At 59.4% G+C, this 22,036-nt stretch carries 22 protein-coding genes; 13 read left to right on the plus strand and 9 right to left on the minus strand.

Features of this window, described 5'->3' with window-relative positions:
- Positions 1–30: 30 nt before the first annotated feature.
- The 5 genes from ACK4TM_RS05470 to rpiA all read right to left on the minus strand — a co-directional run bounded on the left by ACK4TM_RS05470 (position 31) and on the right by rpiA (position 6,110).
- Positions 31–1,446, minus strand: a complete 1,416-nt coding sequence (locus ACK4TM_RS05470) for a Do family serine endopeptidase (protein ID WP_409697997.1) — start codon at positions 1,444–1,446, stop codon at positions 31–33.
- Positions 1,447–1,672: 226 nt separating this feature from the next.
- Positions 1,673–2,632, minus strand: coding sequence for a protease modulator HflC (gene hflC / locus ACK4TM_RS05475; protein ID WP_409697935.1), 960 nt, complete (start codon positions 2,630–2,632; stop codon positions 1,673–1,675).
- A complete protein-coding gene (gene hflK, locus ACK4TM_RS05480; RefSeq protein ID WP_409697937.1) occupies positions 2,632–3,780 on the minus strand; it encodes an FtsH protease activity modulator HflK in 1,149 nt (382 codons plus the stop codon). Before hflK ends, hflC begins: the two co-directional genes overlap by 1 nt.
- Positions 3,781–3,856: 76 nt before the next feature.
- Positions 3,857–5,293, minus strand: coding sequence for an FAD-dependent oxidoreductase (locus ACK4TM_RS05485; protein WP_409697940.1), 1,437 nt, complete (start codon positions 5,291–5,293; stop codon positions 3,857–3,859).
- Between the two features lie 28 nt (positions 5,294–5,321).
- Positions 5,322–6,110 carry a ribose-5-phosphate isomerase RpiA gene (rpiA, locus tag ACK4TM_RS05490; protein ID WP_409697943.1) on the minus strand — a complete coding sequence of 263 codons (789 nt, stop codon included), beginning with the start codon at positions 6,108–6,110 and terminating at the stop codon, positions 5,322–5,324.
- A 163-nt stretch (positions 6,111–6,273) separates the two neighbouring features.
- Between rpiA and ACK4TM_RS05495 the strand changes: the two genes are divergently transcribed.
- On the plus strand, positions 6,274–7,647 hold the full coding sequence (locus tag ACK4TM_RS05495) for an L-serine ammonia-lyase (RefSeq protein WP_409698000.1): 1,374 nt from the start codon (positions 6,274–6,276) through the stop codon (positions 7,645–7,647).
- 83 nt (positions 7,648–7,730) lie between these two features.
- Complete coding sequence (locus ACK4TM_RS05500) at positions 7,731–8,642, plus strand: DMT family transporter (RefSeq protein ID WP_409697946.1); 912 nt, start codon at positions 7,731–7,733, stop codon at positions 8,640–8,642.
- Here the strand turns inward: ACK4TM_RS05500 and ACK4TM_RS05505 are convergent.
- Entirely contained in the window at positions 8,584–9,252 is a 669-nt protein-coding gene (locus tag ACK4TM_RS05505; protein ID WP_409697949.1) for a thiamine diphosphokinase, read from the minus strand. The two genes, ACK4TM_RS05500 and ACK4TM_RS05505, sit on opposite strands and share 59 nt — an antisense overlap.
- Positions 9,253–9,386: 134 nt before the next feature.
- On the opposite strand from ACK4TM_RS05505, the gene ACK4TM_RS05510 reads away from it, so the two are divergent.
- Complete coding sequence (locus tag ACK4TM_RS05510; RefSeq protein ID WP_409697952.1) at positions 9,387–11,042, plus strand: hypothetical protein; 1,656 nt, start codon at positions 9,387–9,389, stop codon at positions 11,040–11,042.
- Positions 11,043–11,083: 41 nt separating this feature from the next.
- Here the strand turns inward: ACK4TM_RS05510 and ACK4TM_RS05515 are convergent, their stop codons facing one another.
- Positions 11,084–11,320 carry a DUF2842 domain-containing protein gene (locus ACK4TM_RS05515; RefSeq protein ID WP_409697955.1) on the minus strand — a complete coding sequence of 79 codons (237 nt, stop codon included), beginning with the start codon at positions 11,318–11,320 and terminating at the stop codon, positions 11,084–11,086.
- A 5-nt stretch (positions 11,321–11,325) separates the two neighbouring features.
- Complete coding sequence (locus ACK4TM_RS05520; RefSeq protein ID WP_409697958.1) at positions 11,326–12,618, minus strand: adenylosuccinate synthase; 1,293 nt, start codon at positions 12,616–12,618, stop codon at positions 11,326–11,328.
- Between the two features lie 138 nt (positions 12,619–12,756).
- Between ACK4TM_RS05520 and ACK4TM_RS05525 the strand changes: the two genes are divergently transcribed.
- The 5 genes from ACK4TM_RS05525 to ACK4TM_RS05545 all read left to right on the plus strand — a co-directional run bounded on the left by ACK4TM_RS05525 (position 12,757) and on the right by ACK4TM_RS05545 (position 17,668).
- Positions 12,757–13,143, plus strand: a complete 387-nt coding sequence (locus tag ACK4TM_RS05525) for a DUF6524 family protein (protein ID WP_409697961.1) — start codon at positions 12,757–12,759, stop codon at positions 13,141–13,143.
- Positions 13,144–13,224: 81 nt separating this feature from the next.
- On the plus strand, positions 13,225–13,575 hold the full coding sequence (gene secG, locus ACK4TM_RS05530) for a preprotein translocase subunit SecG (RefSeq protein WP_409697964.1): 351 nt from the start codon (positions 13,225–13,227) through the stop codon (positions 13,573–13,575).
- Positions 13,576–13,733: 158 nt separating this feature from the next.
- Positions 13,734–15,377 (plus strand): CTP synthase, encoded by a 1,644-nt coding sequence (locus ACK4TM_RS05535; protein ID WP_409697967.1) that lies wholly within the window; start codon positions 13,734–13,736, stop codon positions 15,375–15,377.
- Between the two features lie 159 nt (positions 15,378–15,536).
- Positions 15,537–16,250 (plus strand): ion transporter, encoded by a 714-nt coding sequence (locus tag ACK4TM_RS05540; protein WP_409697970.1) that lies wholly within the window; start codon positions 15,537–15,539, stop codon positions 16,248–16,250.
- A gap of 134 nt (positions 16,251–16,384) precedes the next feature.
- Positions 16,385–17,668 (plus strand): PQQ-dependent sugar dehydrogenase, encoded by a 1,284-nt coding sequence (locus ACK4TM_RS05545; protein WP_409697973.1) that lies wholly within the window; start codon positions 16,385–16,387, stop codon positions 17,666–17,668.
- Between the two features lie 57 nt (positions 17,669–17,725).
- Here the strand turns inward: ACK4TM_RS05545 and ACK4TM_RS05550 are convergent, their stop codons facing one another.
- Positions 17,726–18,463: a MipA/OmpV family protein gene (locus ACK4TM_RS05550; RefSeq protein ID WP_409697976.1), complete on the minus strand. Its 738-nt coding sequence runs from the start codon at positions 18,461–18,463 to the stop codon at positions 17,726–17,728.
- A gap of 118 nt (positions 18,464–18,581) precedes the next feature.
- Here ACK4TM_RS05550 and rlmJ point away from each other — a divergent pair, with 118 nt between their 5' ends.
- From rlmJ to ACK4TM_RS05575, 5 genes are all read left to right on the plus strand, one after another.
- The gene (rlmJ, locus tag ACK4TM_RS05555) at positions 18,582–19,370 is read left to right on the plus strand and encodes a 23S rRNA (adenine(2030)-N(6))-methyltransferase RlmJ (protein ID WP_409697979.1); all 789 of its coding nucleotides are present in this window, start codon (positions 18,582–18,584) and stop codon (positions 19,368–19,370) included.
- A gap of 37 nt (positions 19,371–19,407) precedes the next feature.
- The gene (locus ACK4TM_RS05560; protein WP_409697982.1) at positions 19,408–19,851 is read left to right on the plus strand and encodes a TerB family tellurite resistance protein; all 444 of its coding nucleotides are present in this window, start codon (positions 19,408–19,410) and stop codon (positions 19,849–19,851) included.
- Positions 19,848–20,609, plus strand: coding sequence for a phosphate/phosphite/phosphonate ABC transporter substrate-binding protein (locus tag ACK4TM_RS05565; protein ID WP_409697985.1), 762 nt, complete (start codon positions 19,848–19,850; stop codon positions 20,607–20,609). Before ACK4TM_RS05560 ends, ACK4TM_RS05565 begins: the two co-directional genes overlap by 4 nt.
- 84 nt (positions 20,610–20,693) lie before the next feature.
- A complete protein-coding gene (locus tag ACK4TM_RS05570; RefSeq protein ID WP_409697988.1) occupies positions 20,694–21,467 on the plus strand; it encodes an ABC transporter ATP-binding protein in 774 nt (257 codons plus the stop codon).
- Positions 21,468–21,489: 22 nt separating this feature from the next.
- Positions 21,490–22,036: transporter substrate-binding domain-containing protein (locus ACK4TM_RS05575; protein ID WP_409697991.1), on the plus strand; the 547-nt coding region annotated here is incomplete at its 3' end.

Genomic DNA, 22,036 nt, shown 5'->3' on the forward strand with positions numbered 1-22,036 from the left:
CGCCGCTTCCACAATACTTGGCCGGCAAGCTTACTCTTCCAAGACCAGCGCCACGAACCGTGGATCACCGCCGCGACGGACAAGCATCAGGACGGATGTTCGGCCCGCTTCGATCGCAAGGTCGATCTGCTCCTTCAGATCAGCGACCGAACTGACCGGCTGGCGCGACGCTTCGGTGATGACATCCCCTTCGATCAGGCCTTTAGACGCTGCATCAGAATCAGGGGAAATCCCTGTGATCACCAACCCCTGTTCTACCGTCAGCGAAAATTGCTCGCTCAGCTCTGGTGTGATCGGCGACAGGGACAGGCCCAAAATCTCGGACGGCTCGCCCGGAGCTTCTTCCGGGGCGGCGGCGGGGAAGGCCACAGCCTCTGATGTTTCACGGCGTCCAAGAACGACGGTCAATTCTTCCATATCACCTTCGCGTAGAACGGTGACCGGCACCTCTTTTCCCACGGGGGAATTGCCGACGATACGCACCAGTTCGCGGGTATCCTCAATCTCGATTCCGTCGAAGATCAGGATGACATCGCCTGACATCATCCCCGAATCCTCTGCCGGACCAGCGGGCACGTCGGTGACCAGCGCACCGCGCGCACCGTCTAATCCGTCGATGGCAGCAACCATATCAGGCGTCACGTCCTGAATGCGCACACCCAGCCAGCCACGACGCGTTTCCCCGAACTCGATCAATTGGTCCACGACATTCACCACCACTTCCGACGACATCGCAAAACCGATGCCGATTGACCCGCCCGTTGGCGACAGGATTGCAGTGTTCACGCCGATGACTTCGCCGTCCATATTGAACAGCGGCCCGCCCGAGTTACCACGGTTGATAGCTGCATCAGTCTGAATGTAATCGTCATAAGTGCCGGACAGCGCACGGTTGCGCGCGGAAACGATCCCGGCAGACACCGAAAATCCTTGGCCCAGCGGATTGCCCATCGCCATGACCCAATCCCCGACGCGCGCACCTTCACCATTGCTGTTGCCAAAGTTGACAAAGGGCAGATTGACGGCATCCACCTTCAAGACGGCGATATCGGTATTCGGGTCTGTGCCGATCAGTTCGGCAGGCAGTTCGACACCGGAATAGAATTCGATCAGGATTTCATCGGCACCTTCGATGACGTGGTTGTTGGTCACGATGAAACCGTCATCCGAGATCACGAAACCCGACCCTAGCGCGGATGACCGCTGCGGGCCACCACGCGGTCCTTGATTGAAGAATTCCTCAAAGGGTGATCCCTCGGGGACGAGGCCCTGTGGCCCCAACCGCCCTGCGACCGTCGTGCTGGTGGTGATATTGACCACCGATGGGCTGACCTGTTCGGCCAGATCGGCAAAGGTTGCCGGACGTTCCTGTGACAGAACAGAACTGGCCTGCAATACGACAAACGCCAGTGCCATTAACAGCGTGGTGAAAAATGCGGTCACCATAATACGCAGGCGACCCTTGTCTTGTTCGATAGCAACGACCTTGGATCTCACGGAAATCTCCCTCGTGTCAGGTGGGGACATCAGATCATCCCACCAAATTCATAACATCAAGTTAAAGCGGGAATTGACCAGCGCAATCCCCATCACTGCCAAGTGATCATTGCCCCCCGGCAAACGCAAAAGGCCAGCCCTATGGCTGACCTTTCGTATCGGAACGCTGAGAAAATCAGCGCAATGCGGCTTCATCTTCTGGCTGCGGCAGGGTTGGCGCAACCGTGCCGGTCCCCGTGTCGCCACCGGCGGCTGCCCGCAAGGATGACGCACCTTCAGCAGAACGCAGGTAGTTGAAGAACTCGCTTTCAGGCGACATAACCATCATCGTGTTTCCGCCTTGGAGGGCACGCTGATACGCTGTCATCGAACGGTAGAATTCAAAGAATTCCGGGTCTTCGCCAAAGGCTGTTGCGAAGATTTCGTTGCGCAAAGCATCCGCTTCACCCTGAATGATCTGGGATTCGCGTTCCGCCTCGGACACCAGTTCGATCACGGTCCGATCGGCCTGCGCCTGAATACGCTGCGCCGCTTCGCGACCACGGGCGATTTCGTCGGCAGCTTCACGCTCGCGTTCCGCCTTCATCCGCTCATAGGTCGCGTTCAGGTTGGCTTCCGGCAGATCAGTCCGCTTCAGCCGCACGTCGAGCACCTGAAGACCCAAAGACCGGGCCTCGGTAATGGCACCGTTACGGATGCGCAGCATCAGTGCCGCACGATCAGTGGACAGAATGTCGTTCGAAGACACGGAACCCAGCACTTCACGCGTGCCGGCTCGCAGGATGCTGTCAAGCCGCTGCGACGCAGCAGGCAAGCCACCCGCACCGACGGCGCGGCGGAATTGTTCGACATCGGCAATCCGAAAACGGGCGAATGCATCCACGACCAGACGACGGTCATCGGCGGGTGTCACCTCGATCGGTTCCAGATCACGGCTGAGGATACGGTCATCGTATTTCACGACCTCCTGGATCAACGGAATCTTGAAACCCAGACCGGGTTCCTCCTTCACCGAGACAATCTGACCGAACTGAAGCACCAGCGCCTTTTCGCGTTCATCAACGATGAATATCGACGAAAACGCGATGACGACGATCACGACCAACGCGGGGATAAGTAAAGCTGTTTTCCGCATCAGTTGTTTCCTCCTGCTGCGACGGGCGTGCGCCGCATTTCATTGAGCGGCAGATAAGGCACGACGCCCTGGCTGCCCGCTGCATTTTCGTCCATCATGATGATGTCAACGTCACCCAGCACACCTTCAAGCGTTTCCAGATAGATCCGCTTGCGCGTCACCTCGGGCGCTTGCACATATTCCGCAAGAACGGAGGTGAAACGGCTGGCTTCACCGACCGCTTCGTTCACGACCCGGGCACGATACCCTTCGGCCTGTTCGAGGATCTGTGCGGATTGACCGCGCGCCTCCGCAACTACACGGTTGGCATAGGCGTCGGCGACGTTTTGCACACGGTCACGTTCCTGACGCGCATCCTGCACCTGACGGAAAGCCGAGATAACGGGTTCCGGCGGATCCGCCTTGTCAAAGTTGACACGGATGATGTTCACCCCGGATTCGAAGCCATCAAGCGAGGCCTGAATATCATCGCGCAGCCGGTCGGCAATCGCCCCACGGTCACGGTTCAGAATGGGAGCCAGCGCGGATTGCGAGATAATCTCGCGCATCGCAGATTCCGACACAGCCGCAATTGTCTGGGGTGGATCAGCGAGGCTAAACAGATAAAGCTGCGGATCGATGATGTTCCATACGATTTGGAAATCAATATCAACGATGTTTTCATCGCCCGTCAACATCAGGCCCGGATCACGACGCCCTGCACCCCCGCCCACGTCAATTGTACGCTCAGTAGACACGGCGAGCACTTCGCGGGTGACGATCGGCCAAGGGGCAAAGTTCAGACCGGGCTCACCGGTTTTGTAATAGGTGCCAAGGAACAGTTCGACCGACCGTTCTTCCGGGCGGACCGTGTAAACGGATGCAAACAGCCACAAAGCCACCAGACCAAGAATACCCAGCCCGACCGTCCCGCGCGTCAGTTTCGGCCCGTTGCCGCCACCGCCCGTGCCGTTTGCATTGCCACGATTGCCGCCACCGCCCATCAGGACGCGCAATTGTTCGCGGCCTTTGTTGACCAGATCGTCAATCTCGGGGATGTTGGGGCCGTCGTTGCCGGGTCTGCGCCCGCCACCGCCGTTGCGACCGTCGTCATTGCCGCCACCTTTGTTTCCGCCGCCGCCCCAAGGGCCTCCTGAATTTCCTGTCATCTCTTCCCTATGCTTCCTTTCAGCCATGCCCGCCTGCGCGAGCCTTGTTCGACATGTGTGCCCCCCCAGCGCGAATTCAAGCACTGCGGACGGGATCCTTCATCGTGACCAGCTCTTCTGCCATGGTCGGATGCACGGCAACAGTGCGGTCAAAGTCTTCTTTTGTGGCACCCATTTTTATTGCGATGCCTGCCAGCTGGATCATCTCGCCTGCGTGATCTGCGACGATATGACAACCCAGAACCTTGCGGGTTTCTCTGCTGACGACCAGCTTCATCATGACACGATCTGTGCGTCCGGCAAAGGCATGGTTCATCGGTTTGAATGACGTGCAGTAAATCTCGACCGGTTCAATGTCGCGCGCCTGTTCTTCGGTCAGGCCGATTGTGCCAAGCTCTGGCTGGGTAAACACAGCTGAAGGGATCAGATTGTAGTCGGTCTTTGTCGGGTTGCCTTTAAACACTGTCTCTACAAATGCCATGCCTTCGCGGATTGCGACAGGCGTCAGCTGGACACGGTCGGTCACGTCTCCGATAGCATAGACCGAGGGGACAGCGGTCTGGCTGTAATCATCAACGATGATTTCGCCATGGCGCCCGGTTTCCACACCGGCCGCATCCAGCCCCATATTTTCTGTATTGGGCGCGCGGCCCGTGGCGAACATGACCTGATCATAGATCGCTTCTTTGCCGTTGGTGGCCTTGACCCAGATACCCTTGGACGGTTTGCCCGACGCGACGGAAGTGGGTTTGCCTTCTTCAATCGGCGCGCTCAGTCCTTCGCCTTTCAGATCGTCCTCGGTGGCGGCACGCATTTCGACGATATTGGTGCCCAGATGCAGATTGACGCCCTTGTCACGCATACCTTCGGCGACCAGCCCGCGGGCTTCATCGTCAAAGCCGCGCAGGATTTGCGCACCACGATAAAACTGCGTGACCTTGACGCCCAACCCATTAAGGATACCCGCGAATTCCGAGGCGATATACCCCCCGCCGATGATCAGGATCGATTTTGGCAATTCATTCAGCAGGAAAATATCGTTCGAGGTGATTCCAAGCTCTGCACCCGGGATATCGGGCAGCACGGGCCTGCCGCCGGTGGCGATCAGGATATGCTTGGCAGTGACATCCTTGCCGGTGGACAAAGTCACGGTATGCGCGTCCTTGAGGCTGGCGCGCGCATCAAAGATTTCCACCCCCGCCGTCGCAAGCAGCTTGCGATAGATCCCTTCAAGCCGGTCAAGTTCCTTGTGCAACCGGGTGCGGAAACGCGGCCAGTTGAAGGGACCGTCTTCGACGTCCCAGCCATAGGCACGGGCATCATCGAACATTTCGGCATAGCCGGATGCGAAAACCATCAGTTTCTTGGGTACGCACCCCCGGATCACGCAGGTCCCGCCCATGCGGAATTCTTCGGCCAGCGCGACTTTGGCACCGGTCGCTGACGCCACGCGCGCCGCGCGGACCCCGCCCGAACCCCCGCCGATTACGAAAAGATCATAGTCAAAAGTCATCACGTTTCCCTGGTCGCCGTCCGCGTCTTCACTCTGCCATGTCGGCAAAAAGATTACCGTCATCCTGCACGTCGAATTGCACAGTATCATGGGTGTCATTGATGATATCGCGCAGCTCTACCCGGCCATTGCCGTGCCCGGTGATCACGATATCGCAGACATCGATGAACAGACCGTTTTCGACCACGCCGGGGATCTGGTTCAGATCAAGCGACAATTGCCGTGGATTGCCGATCCGCTTGAGGTGTAGATCAAGGATGAAATTCCCCTCATCCGATACATAAGGTGCCTCGCCCTGCATCCGCTGGGTAATCTCATGACCCAGCACATCGGCGGAAATCAGCATTTCCGCGATCAGGTTCTGCGTTGTCTGCATGCCGAAACCCAGCACCTCGACCGGCAGCGGAAAGGCCCCCAGCGTCGCCACCTGTTTAGACGCATCGGCGATCACGATCATCTTGTCACTCGCGGTCGCCACGATCTTTTCGCGCAGATGCGCGCCGCCGCCACCTTTGATCAGGCTCAGGTTGCTGTCATATTCGTCGGTACCATCAATTGTCAGGTCAAGCCATTTCGCCTCATCCAGACTGATGATTTCGATCCCCGCGTCGCGCGCAAGCTCTGCGGTGCGGTTGGAGGTCGGCACGCCCTTAATCCGCAACCCCTGATCGCGGACCATCTCGCCCAGACATTGCACAAGCCACGCGGCGGTAGACCCGGTGCCAAGTCCGACCTTCATGCCCGATTGCACATAGCTGGTCGCCTGCTTGGCCGCGACGAATTTTGCGGTGTCGATCGGGGACAGTTTGGTGATCATGGGCAAGGCTCCGTTTTGTTGGCGTGCTTATAGGCGCTTTGGCCCCAAGGTGCGAGACCACAATTGCCGCAATTTCACCGACTGCCGCAACCCGCAGGGCGGCTGTCGCTTTTGACAACCCGGTTTGCGGTGGATGCGCTAGCGTTCACCCAGAGGTGACATGATGTTTCTATCCGTCTTCGATATGTTCAAGATCGGCATCGGGCCGTCGTCATCGCATACGATCGGCCCGATAATTGCCGCGGCGCGGTTTCTGGACCATCTGCGCGCCCTGCCCTTTGCGGTGACGGGGTTGCGCGCGTCCCTGCACGGATCGCTGGCGTTTACGGGCGTGGGCCATGCCACGGACCGCGCAGTCATTCTTGGGCTCGCGGGCCTGCGTGCGGATGATTACGACGCGACACTGGCCGAGGCGGAACTGGCCCGGATCAAGGACGCGCGCAATGTCCGGCCTGCAGGATTGGGCACACTGCGCTTTGATCCCGCCAGCGATATCATTTTCGACTACGGCCCTGCCCTGCCTGGCCATGCCAACGGGCTGATCCTGCGCGGCGTCGATGCCCAAGGCGATGTGATCACCGAAGTGACCTATTATTCCATCGGCGGCGGTTTCGTCTTGACCGCACAGGAACTGGCTGCGGGCGAGACGCCGGACACCGGGCCTGCCGTGCCTTACCCGTTCCGCACCGCCGCCCAGATGCTGCAGATGGCGCAAACCAGCGACAAGACCATCGCCGAGATGAAACGCGCCAATGAACTGACCCGCATGTCCGGGGCGGATTTGGACAAGGGTCTGATGCGGATCTGGGCCGTGATGAATGCCTGTATCGATCGCGGGCTGCAAACTGACGGCATCCTGCCCGGCGGCCTGCAGGTCCGCAGGCGCGCCAAGGGCATCTATACCGCGCTGCTGGCCGAGCGTGGGCTGAACCTGACAGCGCCCCATACGATCAACGATTACATGTCCACCTATGCGATGGCCGTGAACGAAGAAAACGCCGCCGGCGGGCAGGTCGTGACAGCCCCCACGAATGGCGCGGCGGGCGTGGTGCCTGCAACGATCCGCTATTGGTTGGATCATGTGCCGGGTGCGACCGCCACCCGCGTGCCAGAGTTTTTGCTGACGGCGGCGGCGGTGGGCGGGTTGATCAAGACCAATGCCTCGATCTCAGGTGCTGAATGCGGCTGCCAGGCCGAGGTCGGCAGCGCCGCCGCGATGGCCGCCGCAGGGCTGGCGGCGGTGCTGGGTGGTTCGCCCGAACAGGTGGAGAATGCCGCCGAAATCGCGCTGGAGCATCATCTGGGCATGACCTGCGATCCGGTCAAAGGGCTGGTGCAGGTGCCTTGCATCGAACGCAACGGCCTTGGCGCGATCAAGGCGGTGTCGGCGGCCTCACTGGCGCTGCGCGGCGATGGGCAGCATCTGGTGGCGCTCGACGTCGCGATTGAAACGATGCGTCAGACGGGCGCGGACATGAGCGTGAAATACAAGGAAACCGCGCTGGGTGGCCTGGCGGTGAACGTGCCCAATTGTTAGATATCCGGGGACGTCTCTGGCGCGTTTGTATTTAGCTGGCGGCAGATATTGTCACGCCATCGGCAGCGCGCTAGCGTGCCGCCATGAATGAAGACCGGCCCTTTCTGGGCATTCTCTTGATGCTGGTGTTTTGCGTACTGGCCCCGCTGGGCGACAGCGTGGCAAAGCTGCTGGGCGGGGTCGTGTCGCTTGGCGTGCTGGTCTTTGCGCGCTTTGCCATACAGGCGGTGATGCTGGCACCTATGGTCTGGGCCAGCGGGCAAAGCCTGCGGCTGCCGCCCGGCCTGCTGGGTCTGACGCTGACCCGCACCGTGCTTCATATTCTGGGCATCGGGCTGATGTTTTCGGCCTTGCGTTATCTGCCCTTGGCGGATGCGCTGGCGATTGTGTTCGTGATGCCCTTCATCATGCTGATTCTGGGGCATTTCTTCATGGGCGAAGAGGTGGGACGCCACCGGATGGCAGCCTGCGCCGTGGGGTTTCTGGGCACCTTGCTGGTGATCCAGCCCAATTTTGTCGATGTCGGCCTGCCTGCGCTTTTGCCTTTGGGAGTCGCACTGGCCTTTGCGCTGTTCATGATGGTCACACGCCGCGTCGCCCGCGCGCTGGACCCAATCCGCCTGCAAGCGGTCAGCGGCATACAGGCGGTTCTGATTGTCGGGCCGCTGCTGGTATTGCTTCCGGTGGCACGGGGGGATTTTAATTTTGTACTTGGCCTTTATGGCTGGGGGCTCGTGGCGGCCCTTGGCGTTATCGGCACGCTGGCGCATCTGTTCATGACATGGAGCCTGCGGTTCGCGCCCGCATCGACCCTCGCGCCGATGCAATATCTTGAAATTCCGGTGGGAACCTTGCTGGGCTGGCTGATCTTTCGCGACCTGCCGAATGGCCTGGCGGCGCTCGGGATCTGCATCACGATTGCGGCGGGGCTTTATGTCATTGTACGCGAACGCCGTTTGTCACAGCCTCCACCAGATGTGCCAGCGGCAGTGTGACCAAAAGCGGACCTTGGGCTGATATCCGCACCGGACCGCCCATCGCCATGTTAGAGGCGGAATTGCGCCCGGTTGGATTCAGTGCCCAATCGGTAAAGGGCCATCTGACCCCCGAGACCGAGGCATGCACATCCCCCAAGGGCATCAGTGACACCCGCGCGCCCGCGGACATGGTGATGACGCTGTCACCCTGCGGCGCCAGATAGGACACGTCATCGGCATCGACCAGTAACACGGTACGATGCAAATGACGGGCCATCACGTTCAGCACCGACAGCGCATGATCCATCCGACCGCCGGTAAATCCCAGCGCGATGATGTGCGGGGCCGCGACCCGTGTCAGCGCCTTTTCGAAATCGGTGCTTTCCTGTTCGGCGACATGGCACAGAAGGTCAGAAAACCGGTCGCGCGCCGCCTCTGACAGGCTGTCCATGTCACCGATCACCGCCTTGGGCATTATGTCGCGGTCCAGCAAGTGATCGGCCCCGCCGTCCACCCCGACATAGGCCGCGACCAATGGTGCCACCGCCGAAAATGCCGTATCTGCAACCGCAGCGCCGCCCACAAAGCAGATTGCCGTCTTGCTAACCACAATCGGTTCATTTTTCATGATAATCGACCTAATTCACGATGGTTCCCAAATACGAACACATTTCCATGCAGAATCGGCAACACATCGGTGTAATATTTGTGTAAGATGATTGAGCGGCTATGAACCCCGTCACTGGAATAGGAAACTTTCGGATGCGCGATCAAAGACAGATACTTGACGTGACTTATGGCACGTTCTCTTGCCGTCTTGAAGGTTTCGATGACAGCGTCGCGACGTTGAAACAGGTTGCCACATACTTTCGCGATAACGCGGCCTTTGTCGGTGCATCCGACGTGCCGCCACAGGACGCAGATATCGCTGCACTCGCAACGCTGACAAGCGAAGGTCACGACGGTGACGTCGACGGCACATTGCATGAGGGCAAGATCAGCCTGCGCCTTTCGCATGAAGCGGCGACCGGGGAAGGACATCTACCTTTGCGGATGCCGCCCCCGGCGATCGCGGATCAGGGCGGCGAAACGGAAATGTCGGATGCCCTGCAAGAGGATGATACAAGCCCGGAGCAGCATTTCAAATCGGACGAGGATGCTGATGGTGCCGATGATGCGGTAGAAGACACCGACAGCGTCGCCGCAAAAATGCAGCGCATCCGTGACGTTGTCTCGAATGGTGTGCCTTCGGAGGCGCAGGACGACGCCATGGATGACCTGCCCGAGACGACGAACCATGCCACAGATCACGTAAACCCTTTGTCTGCACGGCTCGCCGCCCTTGCACAGCGCAACGCGTCAGAGGCATCGCGCGAGGCTGGGATCGCAGCAGAGAGCGAGACTACCGATCCCACGGCAGATCAATGGGGCGACCCGGATGACGACTCCATCCAGCAAGAGGATCTGGAAGATCTGGAAATGCTTGATGGCGTTGACCACACAGAAACCGCGATCACCGCCACCGAAGAAGATGATTCACAGGAAATCGATAGCGCGGCAGACCCCCACGACGATGAACTGACCCTCGCGAACATTGTGCAATCTCGAAGCCTGAACCTGCACGACGAACTGGCAGAGGTTGAACGCCAGATCGATGATCGCAACAAGCGCCAGGAACTGACGCGCGCGACGGATGCAGCGGTCAGCCGGATTCTCATGCAGACCGATACCCATCTGAACACGCCGGAAACGCGTCGCCAACACGATTCCATTGCCCAGCTCAAGGCGGCGGTCGCCGCAACCGAGGCAGCGCGTCAATTGGGTGAGGGCAGCGCCCCCAGAGAACGGCTGAGTGAGATTTTCCGCCATGATTTGGGCGAAATTTCTGCGCAAGAACATAATCGCTCTATGTTTGCATCAGATGTCGATGATGAATCAGACGATCTGAATGACGAAGATAATCTTGACGCCAGCGATGAGGAAGCTCGATCACCTGCCCCGCAGGCGTCCCTGCCGCCTTTGCGGCTGGTCGCCTCGCAACGGATTGTCAGCCCGGCCAAGGCCGATAGCGCGGCCAGTTCGCGGCTGCGTGAAATTGCTTCCAAGGTCGATACCAGCCAAGCGAAACCCGTCAGCTTTGCGGATTTCGCGCACAATCATAACGCCGCCGGCATGGCAGAAATGTTTGAAGCAGCCGCCGCGTATACGACATTCGTCACCAGGCAGGCTGACTTTTCGCGTCCACAAATCATGGGATTGGTGCGATCCGCCATGCCGCGCGATTTTTCTCGCAAGGACGGTTTGCAGACCTTCGGCAAGCTGGTCCAGAACGAACGTATTATCAAGCTGGAAAATGGCCGATTTCAGGTCGCCCCGGACACGCGGTTCCGCATGGATGACCGGGCCGCGCGTGGATAATCACTGCTGAAGGAAAAAGGCGGTGTACGACACCGCCCTATTCACTTGGGTTTCTGAGCGGGTTGATCCTGACCATTCGGGTCAGGCTGGCCGATGCCGACAAAAATCCACTTCAGCGGAAATACCCAACCAATGCCTAGAACGACATAGGTCAGGAATTCCAGTACTTTGGGAAACCGGCTGGCCTGGCTCATAATGGTGACAGCGATGACGATATAGATCGGCAGGCCAACCACCAATACGAACAGCGCCAGACGTTTGCGGTTTTTATAGGTCATCAGCCTCAATCAGCGAAAGGGTCGGTCACAAGGATCGTATCCTCGCGCTCTGGTGAGGTGGAAACTAGGGCGACCGGGCAATCGATCAACTCTTCGATGCGGCGGACATACTTGATCGCCTGCGCGGGCAGATCAGCCCAGGATCGTGCACCTTCGGTGGATTGGGTCCAGCCTTCGATTTCTTCGTAAATCGGGATGCAGCGCGCCTGTTGGTCCGCGGCCGTCGGCAGATAGTCCAGCCGGGTGCCATCCAGGTCATAACCCACGCAAATCTTCAGCACCTCAAAACCGTCCAACACATCCAGCTTGGTCAGCGCAATGCCATTGACCCCTGATGTCGCACAGGTCTGGCGCAACAGGCAGGCATCGAACCAACCGCAACGCCGCTTGCGCCCTGTGGTGGTGCCGAATTCATGGCCGCGCGTGCCAAGACGTTCGCCATCGGCATCGTGCAATTCAGTAGGGAACGGCCCTTCACCGACGCGGGTCGTATAAGCCTTGACGATCCCCAGCACGAAATCAATCGCGCCCGGCCCCATGCCGACACCGGTCGCCGCCTGCCCCGCGATCACGTTGGACGATGTGACATAAGGATAAGTGCCGAAATCGATATCCAGGAGCGCGCCCTGCGCGCCCTCGAACAGGATGCGTTTGCCCGCCTTGCGCTTTTCGTTCAGCACTTTCCAGACCGGCTGCGCATAGGGCAAAAGTTTCGGTGCCACTTCGCGCAATTGCGCCAGTACCGCGTCGCGGTCGATGGGGTCCAGCCCCAGCCCCCGGCGCAGCGCATCGTGATGCACCAGCGCACGGTCCAGCCGCAGCTCCAGCGTCGCATCATCCGCCAGATCGGCAACACGGATCACACGGCGGCCGACCTTGTCCTCGTAACAAGGCCCAATACCACGCCCGGTGGTGCCGATCTTGGCGACGCTGTTCTGGTTTTCGCGCGCACGGTCAAGTTCGCCATGAAACGGCAGGATCAGCGGCGTGTTTTCCGCGACCATCAGCGTCTCTGGCGTGATTTCCACACCTTGGGCGCGCAGAGTCTCAATCTCTTTCAGCAAATGCCAGGGGTCCAGCACAACGCCATTGCCGATGACCGACAGCTTACCGGCCCGCACCACACCCGAAGGCAGCGCGTGCAGCTTGTAGACCGTGCCGTCGATGACCAGCGTATGGCCGGCATTATGGCCGCCTTGGAAACGGGCGATGACATCGGCCCGCTCGGACAGCCAGTCCACGATCTTGCCTTTGCCTTCATCGCCCCATTGTGCGCCGACGACCACCACATTTGCCATTCATCTTGTCCTTGTTTTGACCCATGCCCCCTATAACGATGCGCGCGCCCGCGCGAAACCGCAAAGTTCGCGCGCAGCAAACCCGCGACGCGGCCTGATCCCTTGTCATCGACGCACCACCCGGCCTAGTGGAAAGACATGAGATTCGTCATCCGCTGGATTTTCGCCTTTGCCCTGCTGGCCGCGACCTATAACCCGACCGGGCGGGATTTCTGGCGCTGGGGTCCCGCGCAGTATGAAAGCCAGCCGGCGCTCGTTGTAATCCTCGGCGTGGTGCTGTTGGTCGGGTTTATCCTGTTCATCCGCGCCACCCTGCGGTCCATCGGGCTTTATGGCTTTGCGCTCGGGCTTGCGGTGATCGGCACGATCATCTGGCTGGCTTCGGATCAGGGGTTGATCACCTTGCAGGACCGCGCCCTGACGACATGGCTGATCCTGCTTGGGGTCGCGTTGATGCTGGCCATCGGCCAAAGCTGGGCACAGGTCCGCGACCGGCTGGCCGCCCCCGACACCCCAGATGAATAGTGCGCAGGCGGACAAAGGGGTTGCGGCGCGGCCAGACAGCTTTTAGATACGCCCAAGCGCTCACGCCCCGAAAGGCCCATTATGGAAAACGTTGTCCTTATCATCCACCTGATCCTGGCGTTAAGCCTGATCGGCACCGTTCTGTTGCAACGGTCCGAAGGTGGTGGGCTTGGGATGGGCGGCGGTGGCAGCACGGCGAACAGCAGGCCACCGGCTTCGGCGATTAGTAAATTCACATGGATGCTCGCCGCAGCCTTTATCGCGACATCCATCACGCTGACCCTGATCGCGGCAGGCAATACCGCCGGTTCATCGGTTGCCGACCGCGTCGGCGGTGCCGATCTGCGCGAAACTGTGCCAATGCCGGATCTGGGCGACAGCCTGTTGCCGCCAACGGCTACCGAAGAACCTTTGTTGCCAGCGGGCGACTGACCACAAGGCATGGCTGACCGGCAACGGTCAGCAACATGATCTTGCGTCACGAGGTTGCGCATCCGCGCAGAATCCACTATGGGTCAAATCCCGTGATGATGCGATTTTAACGGGTCGCTTTCCCACAAATCTTGGACTTTTCACGGGGGCATTCGCCTATGGCGCGTTACATTTTCATTACCGGCGGCGTTGTGTCTTCCTTGGGCAAGGGGCTGGCATCGGCGGCCCTTGGGGCCTTGTTGCAGGCACGTGGCTTTTCGGTGCGGCTGCGCAAACTTGATCCTTATCTCAACGTCGATCCCGGCACGATGTCGCCATTTGAACATGGCGAGGTGTTCGTTACCGATGACGGCGCCGAAACCGATCTCGACCTCGGGCATTACGAACGCTTCACCGGCGTGCCCGCGCGCAAGACGGATTCGGTCAGTTCCGGGCGCATCTATTCCAACGTGCTGGAAAAGGAACGCCGCGGCGATTATCTGGGCAAGACCATTCAGGTCGTCCCCCACGTCACGAACGAGATCAAGGATTTCCTGAAAATCGGCGATGACGAGGTTGATTTCATGCTCTGCGAAATCGGCGGCACCGTCGGCGATATCGAAGGCCTGCCGTTTTTCGAGGCGATCCGCCAGTTTTCCCACGACAAGAAACGCGGCCAATGCATCTTCATGCACTTGACGCTACTGCCCTATCTGGCGGCGTCCGGCGAATTAAAAACCAAACCGACCCAGCACAGTGTCAAGGAATTGCAATCCATCGGGATCGCGCCCGATATCCTTGTCTGCCGGTCCGAACATCCGATCCCCGAAAAGGAACGCGAAAAGATCGCGCTGTTCTGCAACGTGCGCAAGGATGCCGTGGTCGCCGCCTATGACCTGAAATCCATCTACGAGGCACCGCTGGCCTATCATGAACAGGGTCTGGATCAGGCGGTGCTGGATGCCTTCGACATCTCACCCGCGCCCGCGCCGAACCTTGCTATGTGGCATGACGTTTACGACCGTATCCACAACCCCGAAGGCCATGTAAAAGTCGCCATCGTCGGGAAATATACCCAGCTCGAAGACGCCTATAAATCGATTGCAGAGGCGCTGACGCATGGCGGCATGGCCAATCGGGTCAAGGTCAAGATCGAATGGGTCGATGCCGAACTCTTCGACCGCGAAGACGCAGCACCCTATCTGGAGGGCTATCACGCCATTCTGGTCCCCGGCGGCTTTGGCGAACGCGGCACCGAAGGCAAGATCAAGGCGGCGCAATTCGCCCGCGAAAAGCAGATCCCCTATCTGGGAATTTGCCTTGGCATGCAGATGGCCGTGATCGAAGCCGCGCGCAATGTCGCGGGGCTTGACCGTGCGGGATCAGAGGAATTCGACCACGAATTCGGCGCGAAACGGTTTGAACCGGTGGTCTATCACCTGAAAGAATGGGTGCAGGGCAACCATACAATCGCGCGCAGCGCCGGCGACGACAAGGGCGGCACCATGCGGCTGGGGTCCTATAACGCGACCCTGACCGAAGGATCAAAGGTCGCCGCGATCTATGGCGGCACCGCGATCGAAGAACGTCACCGCCACCGCTATGAGGTCGATATCAAATACCGCGAAGTGCTGGAAAAGGCAGGGTTGCAATTCTCGGGCCTTTCGCCTGATGGCAAACTGCCCGAAATCGTCGAATGGAAAGACCACCCCTGGTTCATCGGGGTCCAGTTTCACCCCGAATTGAAATCAAAACCCTTCGCCCCGCACCCGCTGTTCGCCGATTTCGTGCGCGCAGCGGTGGAAATGTCACGGTTGGTGTAGCCCACCTTCGGGACGTTTCCAGATGGGCATTTTCAGGTGGTCCGGTGGTGTAACTTTTACACTTCGCCCCAATCACAACGTCATGCTACGCTGCCTTTGATAAATGGTAGAGCGGCGTAAATGTTGAGACACAGACTTTCTCTTGAACTTGATCCTGCAATGCGGACCGCGAAGGGATTGTCGCGCACGAATACCGCAATTGTCTATCTGATCTGCCTGTCGATCCTTGTCGGCGTGCTTGAAACCGAGAAAACACTGACCGACCGGTTTCACAGTGGTTTCGTGTTCAGTCAGATTGTATTCTTCGCGGTATTTGCAATGGAATACCTTGCGCGGGTATATGCAGCCCCTGCCAATCCCCGCTACATATCATCTTTCCATTACATGCTGACTTTTGCAGCCCTTGTGGACCTGTTCGTCGTCTTGTCCTTTTTGCTGCCGATCCTCGGGCTGGAGGCAGCCATTCTGCGGATGGTGCGTGCAAGCCGCCTTGTTCGGTTGGCACGGCTGGGGCGCTATTCCGTCGCGATGCAGGTCATCGGATCGGCGATCTATCAGCGCCGGTATGAGCTGGGTTTTAGCATCGTGCTGGCATTCGCATTGATGCTGCTGTCCTCGACTGCGCTTTACCTTGCGGAAAAGGCGGGCCAGCCCGAGGATTTTGGCTCGATCCCGCGCGCTATGTGGTGGTCCGTCGCGACCCTGACCACCGTCGGGTACGGCGATATCGTCCCGGTCACATTCCTTGGCAGAACGGCTGCCGCATTGACCGCGCTGACAGGGATCGGGCTGATCGCACTGCCGACCGGCATTCTTGCCGGGGCATTCGGTGAGGCCCTGCGCAACATCCGCTCAACCGGGGATTCCGCCTAAAAAATTTTCGCCCTGCGCATCCCATTTCGAATCCTGTTGCCATATCTTCAGTGACGGATCATGCTGATGCTGCGTGATCGCCGCGATACGCGTGCGCCGCGAAAAGTCATGAAATATCAAAGGGAGGATACGACATGCAACCCTACACCACCAAAGGCAATGCCACGCTGGTCGCGACCGTACTGGTCGCAACCACAGCTTTGACTGCACCGGTATTTGCCCAGACGAATACCACCAGTCTGACACCGACTTATGTGCTCGAAGGGTTGGACAACCCTTGGGACATGGCGTTTCTTGACGATGGCACCATGTTCTTTACTGAAAAATGCCTTGGCCTGTCGGTCATGCTGCCCTCCGGCGAGGTGAATAACCTCCTCGGGATGAAAGACAGCGAAGGCTATGACACCAGTGCAAGCGATCTGTTCTGCGACGGACAGGGCGGGATGAATGGCGTCGCACTCGACCCCGACTTCGAAGACAACCGCCGGGTCTATGTCTATTCGCTGTCGGAAATGTCGGACCCCCAAACCAACCGCGTCATGCGCCTGACAGTGAACGATGATTTCACCGCCGTCGCTGACCGCACGGATATCGTCGACGATATCCCCTACAAGACCGATCCGTCAGATCACCCGTTCGGCGATACCGGCGCGCATAATGGCGGGCGGATTAGGTTCAACCCCGGCGACGGTTTTCTTTATGTAACGACCGGCGATAATCACAATGCTGAACTTCCGCAAAGTCCAACCAGCATGGGCGGCAAGGTGCTGCGTATCGACGCCGATGGCAACGCCGCCGAAGGCAATACGCCGCCCGATGGTTTCGATCCGCGCATCTATACCTACGGCCACCGCAACACCCAGGGCATCGCGTTTCACCCTGAAACAAACACGCCTGTCGTGGCCGAACATGGGCCGTGGCATTCGGATGAAATCACCGTGCTGGTCAATGGCGGCAATGGCGGCTGGGACCCACGACCCGACATGGCCGGACGCGAGGATTGCCCCGACGATTATTGCGGCTACAGCCCCAACCAGATGGACGGGATGAACCGCTATGAACGCGCGGCCTTCATGCCGATGACCGATCTCGAAACCTATCCCGATGCGATGGTGCCGATCTGGGACAACAATGGCTATTCCCAAGGCACGTCATCCGCCGAATTCCTGACTGGCGAACAATGGGGCGACTGGGACGGCGCTTTGGTTGTCGGCCTGATGGGTATCGGCTTTGGCGGCACGGCGCTTGGTCAGCGTATTGATGTGCTGACACTCAACTCTGCCGGGACAGAGGTGCTGGACGTGATAGAAATGACTTTGCCTATGGAACCGGGTCGTTTCCGCTCGCTCGTTCAGGGGCCGGACGGCAACCTTTATACCGCGCTCGATTCCGGTGAGATCATCAAACTGGAACCGTAAAACGATTTTCCCGCGCCGCCTATCTAGGTGGCGCGGGGACTTTATCCTTTGCCGGGCCTAAAAGCTGAAATTCACCCGTCGCGTGATGACAATACCCGCAGTGACCTGATCCTTGCTCTGCACAATCGGGCTATTGGCGGCATCGCCCTGCAATTCATCGTACCGCAGCGATCCGACGATACCCCAGTCGGGCGTCACCTGATAGCCAAGGCTCGCCGCTACCCCGGCACTGACCAACCCCGATCCTGCATCATATTGCGCGAAATCGCTGGTCAGGCTGTCGGCGGCGGACACGCCAAAATAGGTCTGCGCATAATCTTCACTGCCCCATAATGCACGCGGGCCTGCGCGCAATTCCCATTGCGGCGTGATCTGTTCGATGAAATCAGCGCCCAGATCACCGACAAGGCTTTGATGCCCGCCGATACCGTAGCGCAGATTGGCGAATGCCCTGAACCCCGGCGCGGCATAGCGCAGGCCACCGCCCAGTTCCAGCGCGGCATCGATATCGCCCAACCCCTCAAGTTCGCCGTGATCAGATGCCTTGCGCGCGCCGATATAGCGCAGCGACCCGCCAATGCCAAAACCGCTGCCATCACCACTTCCCAGCGACAGACCGTTGAAATCCAGTTGATCCAGCGCGAAACTGCCCGTCGGGCCAAGGTCATTGCTGTCAGATCCGAAATAGGACGGGGCCGTCTGCAGGCCCAGACCTACGGTCACACCAACCTCATTGCCAGATTGCGCCATTGCCAAGGTCGGGCAGCACACGGCCGCGATTATGAGTCCACGCATAATTTCCCTTTCGTTAACATTCCCTCCACAGATAGACGAGCCGCACGCAAGGGCAAGTGACTTGGCACCGCGCGCGCACAAGGGTAGGCACAGGAATATCCAACCAGAGGTTTCGTTCATGCTGTCCTACCAACACGCCTATCATGCCGGCAATCTGGCCGATGTGCATAAACACAGTCTTTTGGCGTGGATGCTGGATTATCTGACCCAAAAGGACAAAGCTCTGTCCTATCTGGAAACGCACGCCGGTCGCGGGCTTTACGACCTGACCGATCCGGCAGCAGTTAAAACAGGCGAGGCGGCGAAAGGCATCGCCATGGCCGAAAGCTGGTTCACCCCCGACCACCCCTATACCCGCGTTCTGGGGCGTATCCGTGCGAAATATGGTACTGATGCCTATCCCGGATCACCGATTGTCGCTGCGGAATGCCTGCGGGTGATCGACTCTATCCAACTCTCTGAACTGCATCCGCAGGAATATGCAGCGCTCGCCACGTATATGGCCCCTTACGGCGGCGTGTTCCGGCAGCGCGACGGGTTTGGCATGGCGCTGTCCGTCTGTCCGCCCGACCCGCGCCGGGGCCTGATGCTGATCGACCCCAGTTTCGAGGTCAAGACAGATTACGAAATGATCCCGCCCCTGCTGGCCAAGGTGCATCGCAAATGGGGCGTGGGCATTCTGGTGCTGTGGTATCCGCTGCTGACCGACAGCCCGCATCTGCCGATGCTGCGCGCCCTGCAGGGCACGTTTCCGGACGCCCTGCGCCACGAAGTCGGCTTTCCCCCTGCCCGGCCCGGCCACCGGATGGTGGGATCGGGCCTTTTCGTCGTGAACCCGCCGTATGGTCTAGCCGAAGAGGCACAGCGCCTTTCGACCTTGTTTGATACCAAGCTCAAGCAGAATTGATGTTTGTTCTGCGCGCAAAAGCTCTTATGTGTCACTCATGTTTGCAGATCTGATCCGGCGCATGACCGCCCCCGCCCCACAGCCCCTTCCTGACCCCGACGCGCGTCTGGCGCTTGGCGCGCTTCTGGTACGTATCGCGCGCACCGACGGAAATTATGATCCAGCCGAGAAAGCCCAGATCGACCACACGCTGATGGACCGTTACGACCTGAGCGAGACCGAGGCCGCCAGTCTGCGCCGCGATTGCGAAGTGCTGGAATCCGAGGCCCCCGACACCGTCCGTTTCACCCGCGCGATCAAAGAGGCGGTGGATTACGACAACCGCCTTGCTGTGATCGAGGCGCTGTGGCGTGTCGCCATGGCCGACAACATCCGTGACGATGCCGAAGACAGCATGATGCGAATGACCGCATCCTTGCTGGGCGTGTCGGATCAGGACAGCAATGCAGCACGGCTGCGGGTCGGCGCAGGCCGCCCATGATCGCCAGCCTGCCGATGTATGCCCGCCCTGCCAACAGGGCGGCGCATCAGGTCTTATGGCATCTGATCCGGGACGAATTGCAAAGACGTGGCCTGCCTGCGCCCGACGATCTGGATGATGCGATCGATTTTCAGGAAAGCTGGGCGCGTCCTGACCTGGTGCTGGGCCAGATCTGCAACCTGCCCTATCGTGCGCTGTTTCGCCACCGGGTGACAGCGATTGCCGCGATGGATTACGGTCTGCCGGACTGCGCGCCGGGATATTACAACAGCGTCTTCATCGTCCATCGCGACAGCGCCGTCGCGGATAAATCCGACCTGCTGAACGGCGCGCGTATGGCGGCCAATGCGCTGCTGTCGCAATCGGGCTATGGCGCGGCGCAACAGTGGGCCGCCGATCAGGGATGCCTTTTCAGTACAACCCTGATGACCGGCAGCCATGCGGCAAGCATCGCGGCTGTCGCGACACGTCAGGCCGACTTCGCCACCATCGACGCCCAGACTTGGCGGATGGCGCAGCAGGATGATCCCGCAACAGCACAGGTCAGGGTCATCGGGACGACCGCGGCAAGCCCCTGCATGACGTTGATCACCCGCGCAGGACAGGACCCCGGGCCCTATCTGAACGCCGTCACCGCAGCTGTCGCAGCCTTGCCCGACGGGCATCGCCAGACCCTGGGCCTTCGCGGCGTGGTGGCGCTTTCGCCGGATGCTTATGATATCCCTCTGCCGCCCGAACCGCGGGCAGTTTGCGGATAACGCAAGGTCAGATGTCACCAAAGCGTTGCAAACGGCACGAAAACCGGGCCTAATCGGCAGCGGAACAAGAAAAGAAGCCCCACCGTGTCCAACACTACCCCTGTGATTGAAATCCGCGACCTGCATAAATCCTATGGATCGCTTGAAGTGCTCAAAGGTGTCGATATCACCGCCCCTGCCGGACATGTCGTGTCTTTGATTGGGTCGTCGGGATCGGGCAAGTCAACCCTGCTGCGCTGCGCCAACCTGCTTGAGGACAGCCAGCAAGGCGATGTGTTGTTCTGCGGCGAGGCTGTGACCTGGAAAGGCGCAGGCCTGAACCGCCGCCCTGGCGATCACGCGCAGATGATCCGCATCCGCACGAACCTGTCGATGGTGTTCCAGCAATTCAACCTCTGGGCGCATATGACGATTCTTCAAAACGTGATGGAAGCGCCGGTCACCGTCCTCAAACGCCCCAAGGCCGAGGTCGAGGCATCGGCGCGCGCCTATTTGAATAAGGTCGGCATCGGCGACAAATGCGACGCTTATCCGGCACAGCTATCCGGTGGCCAGCAACAACGCGCCGCCATCGCGCGCGCGCTCTGTATGGAACCCAAGGCATTGCTCTTTGATGAACCGACCAGCGCGCTTGATCCCGAACTGGAACAGGAAGTGATCCGCGTGATCAAAGATCTGGCCGCCGAAGGCCGCACCATGATTATTGTCACCCATGATATGCGGCTGGCAGCGGATGTCAGCGACCATGTCGTGTTCCTGCACCAAGGCGTGATCGAAGAACAAGGCGCGCCGTCCGATCTGTTCGGCAGCCCAAAAACCGACCGTCTGCGCGGATTTCTGTCCGCGACAGCCGCTTAAATCATCTAACGGGAGAAACCAGATGAACAAACTGATCGTGACAAGTGTAACTGCCGCCCTTCTGGGCAGCGCCGCCATGGCGCAGGACGTGATCCGCCTGGGGACCGAGGGTGCCTACCCTCCGTATAACTTCATCAACGATGCTGGTGAAGTCGACGGGTTTGAACGGGAACTGGGTGATGAACTCTGCCTGCGCGCCGAATTGACCTGCACCTGGGTCACCACCGACTGGGACAGCATTATTCCGAACCTCGTCTCCGGCAATTATGATGCGATCATCGCGGGCATGTCGATCACCGAAGAACGCGCCGAAGTCATCGCGTTTTCCGACCCATACACACAGCCCGATCCTTCCGCCTTTCTGGCATTGGGCGAGGTTGACCTTGAAAACGGCGTAATCGCGGCGCAATCGGGCACTATCCAGGCCAGCTATGTCACCACCATGGAAGGTGCGACCTTGCTGGAATACGCGACACCGGATGAAACGATCTCTGCCGTCCGCAATGGCGAAGTGGATGCCGTTCTGGCTGACAAAGCGTTTCTGGAACCCATCGATTCCGAAGGCGGTG

It is taken from the genome of Yoonia sp. (assembly GCF_046292185.1).
GTDB lineage: Bacteria > Pseudomonadota > Alphaproteobacteria > Rhodobacterales > Rhodobacteraceae > Yoonia.

Bases quoted from the DNA above. Each gene is read 5' to 3' on its own strand.
- ACK4TM_RS05470 (WP_409697997.1), bottom strand. From the start codon at position 1,446: ATGGTGACCGCATTTTTCACCACGCTGTTAATGGCACTGGCGTTTGTC.
- hflC (WP_409697935.1), bottom strand. From the start codon at position 2,632: ATGCGGAAAACAGCTTTACTTATCCCCGCGTTGGTCGTGATCGTCGTC.
- hflK (WP_409697937.1), bottom strand. From the start codon at position 3,780: ATGACAGGAAATTCAGGAGGCCCTTGGGGCGGCGGCGGAAACAAAGGT.
- ACK4TM_RS05485 (WP_409697940.1), bottom strand. From the start codon at position 5,293: ATGACTTTTGACTATGATCTTTTCGTAATCGGCGGGGGTTCGGGCGGG.
- rpiA (WP_409697943.1), bottom strand. From the start codon at position 6,110: ATGATCACCAAACTGTCCCCGATCGACACCGCAAAATTCGTCGCGGCC.
- ACK4TM_RS05495 (WP_409698000.1), top strand. From the start codon at position 6,274: ATGTTTCTATCCGTCTTCGATATGTTCAAGATCGGCATCGGGCCGTCG.
- ACK4TM_RS05500 (WP_409697946.1), top strand. From the start codon at position 7,731: ATGAATGAAGACCGGCCCTTTCTGGGCATTCTCTTGATGCTGGTGTTT.
- ACK4TM_RS05505 (WP_409697949.1), bottom strand. From the start codon at position 9,252: ATGAAAAATGAACCGATTGTGGTTAGCAAGACGGCAATCTGCTTTGTG.
- ACK4TM_RS05510 (WP_409697952.1), top strand. From the start codon at position 9,387: ATGCGCGATCAAAGACAGATACTTGACGTGACTTATGGCACGTTCTCT.
- ACK4TM_RS05515 (WP_409697955.1), bottom strand. From the start codon at position 11,320: ATGACCTATAAAAACCGCAAACGTCTGGCGCTGTTCGTATTGGTGGTT.
- ACK4TM_RS05520 (WP_409697958.1), bottom strand. From the start codon at position 12,618: ATGGCAAATGTGGTGGTCGTCGGCGCACAATGGGGCGATGAAGGCAAA.
- ACK4TM_RS05525 (WP_409697961.1), top strand. From the start codon at position 12,757: ATGAGATTCGTCATCCGCTGGATTTTCGCCTTTGCCCTGCTGGCCGCG.
- secG (WP_409697964.1), top strand. From the start codon at position 13,225: ATGGAAAACGTTGTCCTTATCATCCACCTGATCCTGGCGTTAAGCCTG.
- ACK4TM_RS05535 (WP_409697967.1), top strand. From the start codon at position 13,734: ATGGCGCGTTACATTTTCATTACCGGCGGCGTTGTGTCTTCCTTGGGC.
- ACK4TM_RS05540 (WP_409697970.1), top strand. From the start codon at position 15,537: ATGCGGACCGCGAAGGGATTGTCGCGCACGAATACCGCAATTGTCTAT.
- ACK4TM_RS05545 (WP_409697973.1), top strand. From the start codon at position 16,385: ATGCAACCCTACACCACCAAAGGCAATGCCACGCTGGTCGCGACCGTA.
- ACK4TM_RS05550 (WP_409697976.1), bottom strand. From the start codon at position 18,463: ATGCGTGGACTCATAATCGCGGCCGTGTGCTGCCCGACCTTGGCAATG.
- rlmJ (WP_409697979.1), top strand. From the start codon at position 18,582: ATGCTGTCCTACCAACACGCCTATCATGCCGGCAATCTGGCCGATGTG.
- ACK4TM_RS05560 (WP_409697982.1), top strand. From the start codon at position 19,408: ATGTTTGCAGATCTGATCCGGCGCATGACCGCCCCCGCCCCACAGCCC.
- ACK4TM_RS05565 (WP_409697985.1), top strand. From the start codon at position 19,848: ATGATCGCCAGCCTGCCGATGTATGCCCGCCCTGCCAACAGGGCGGCG.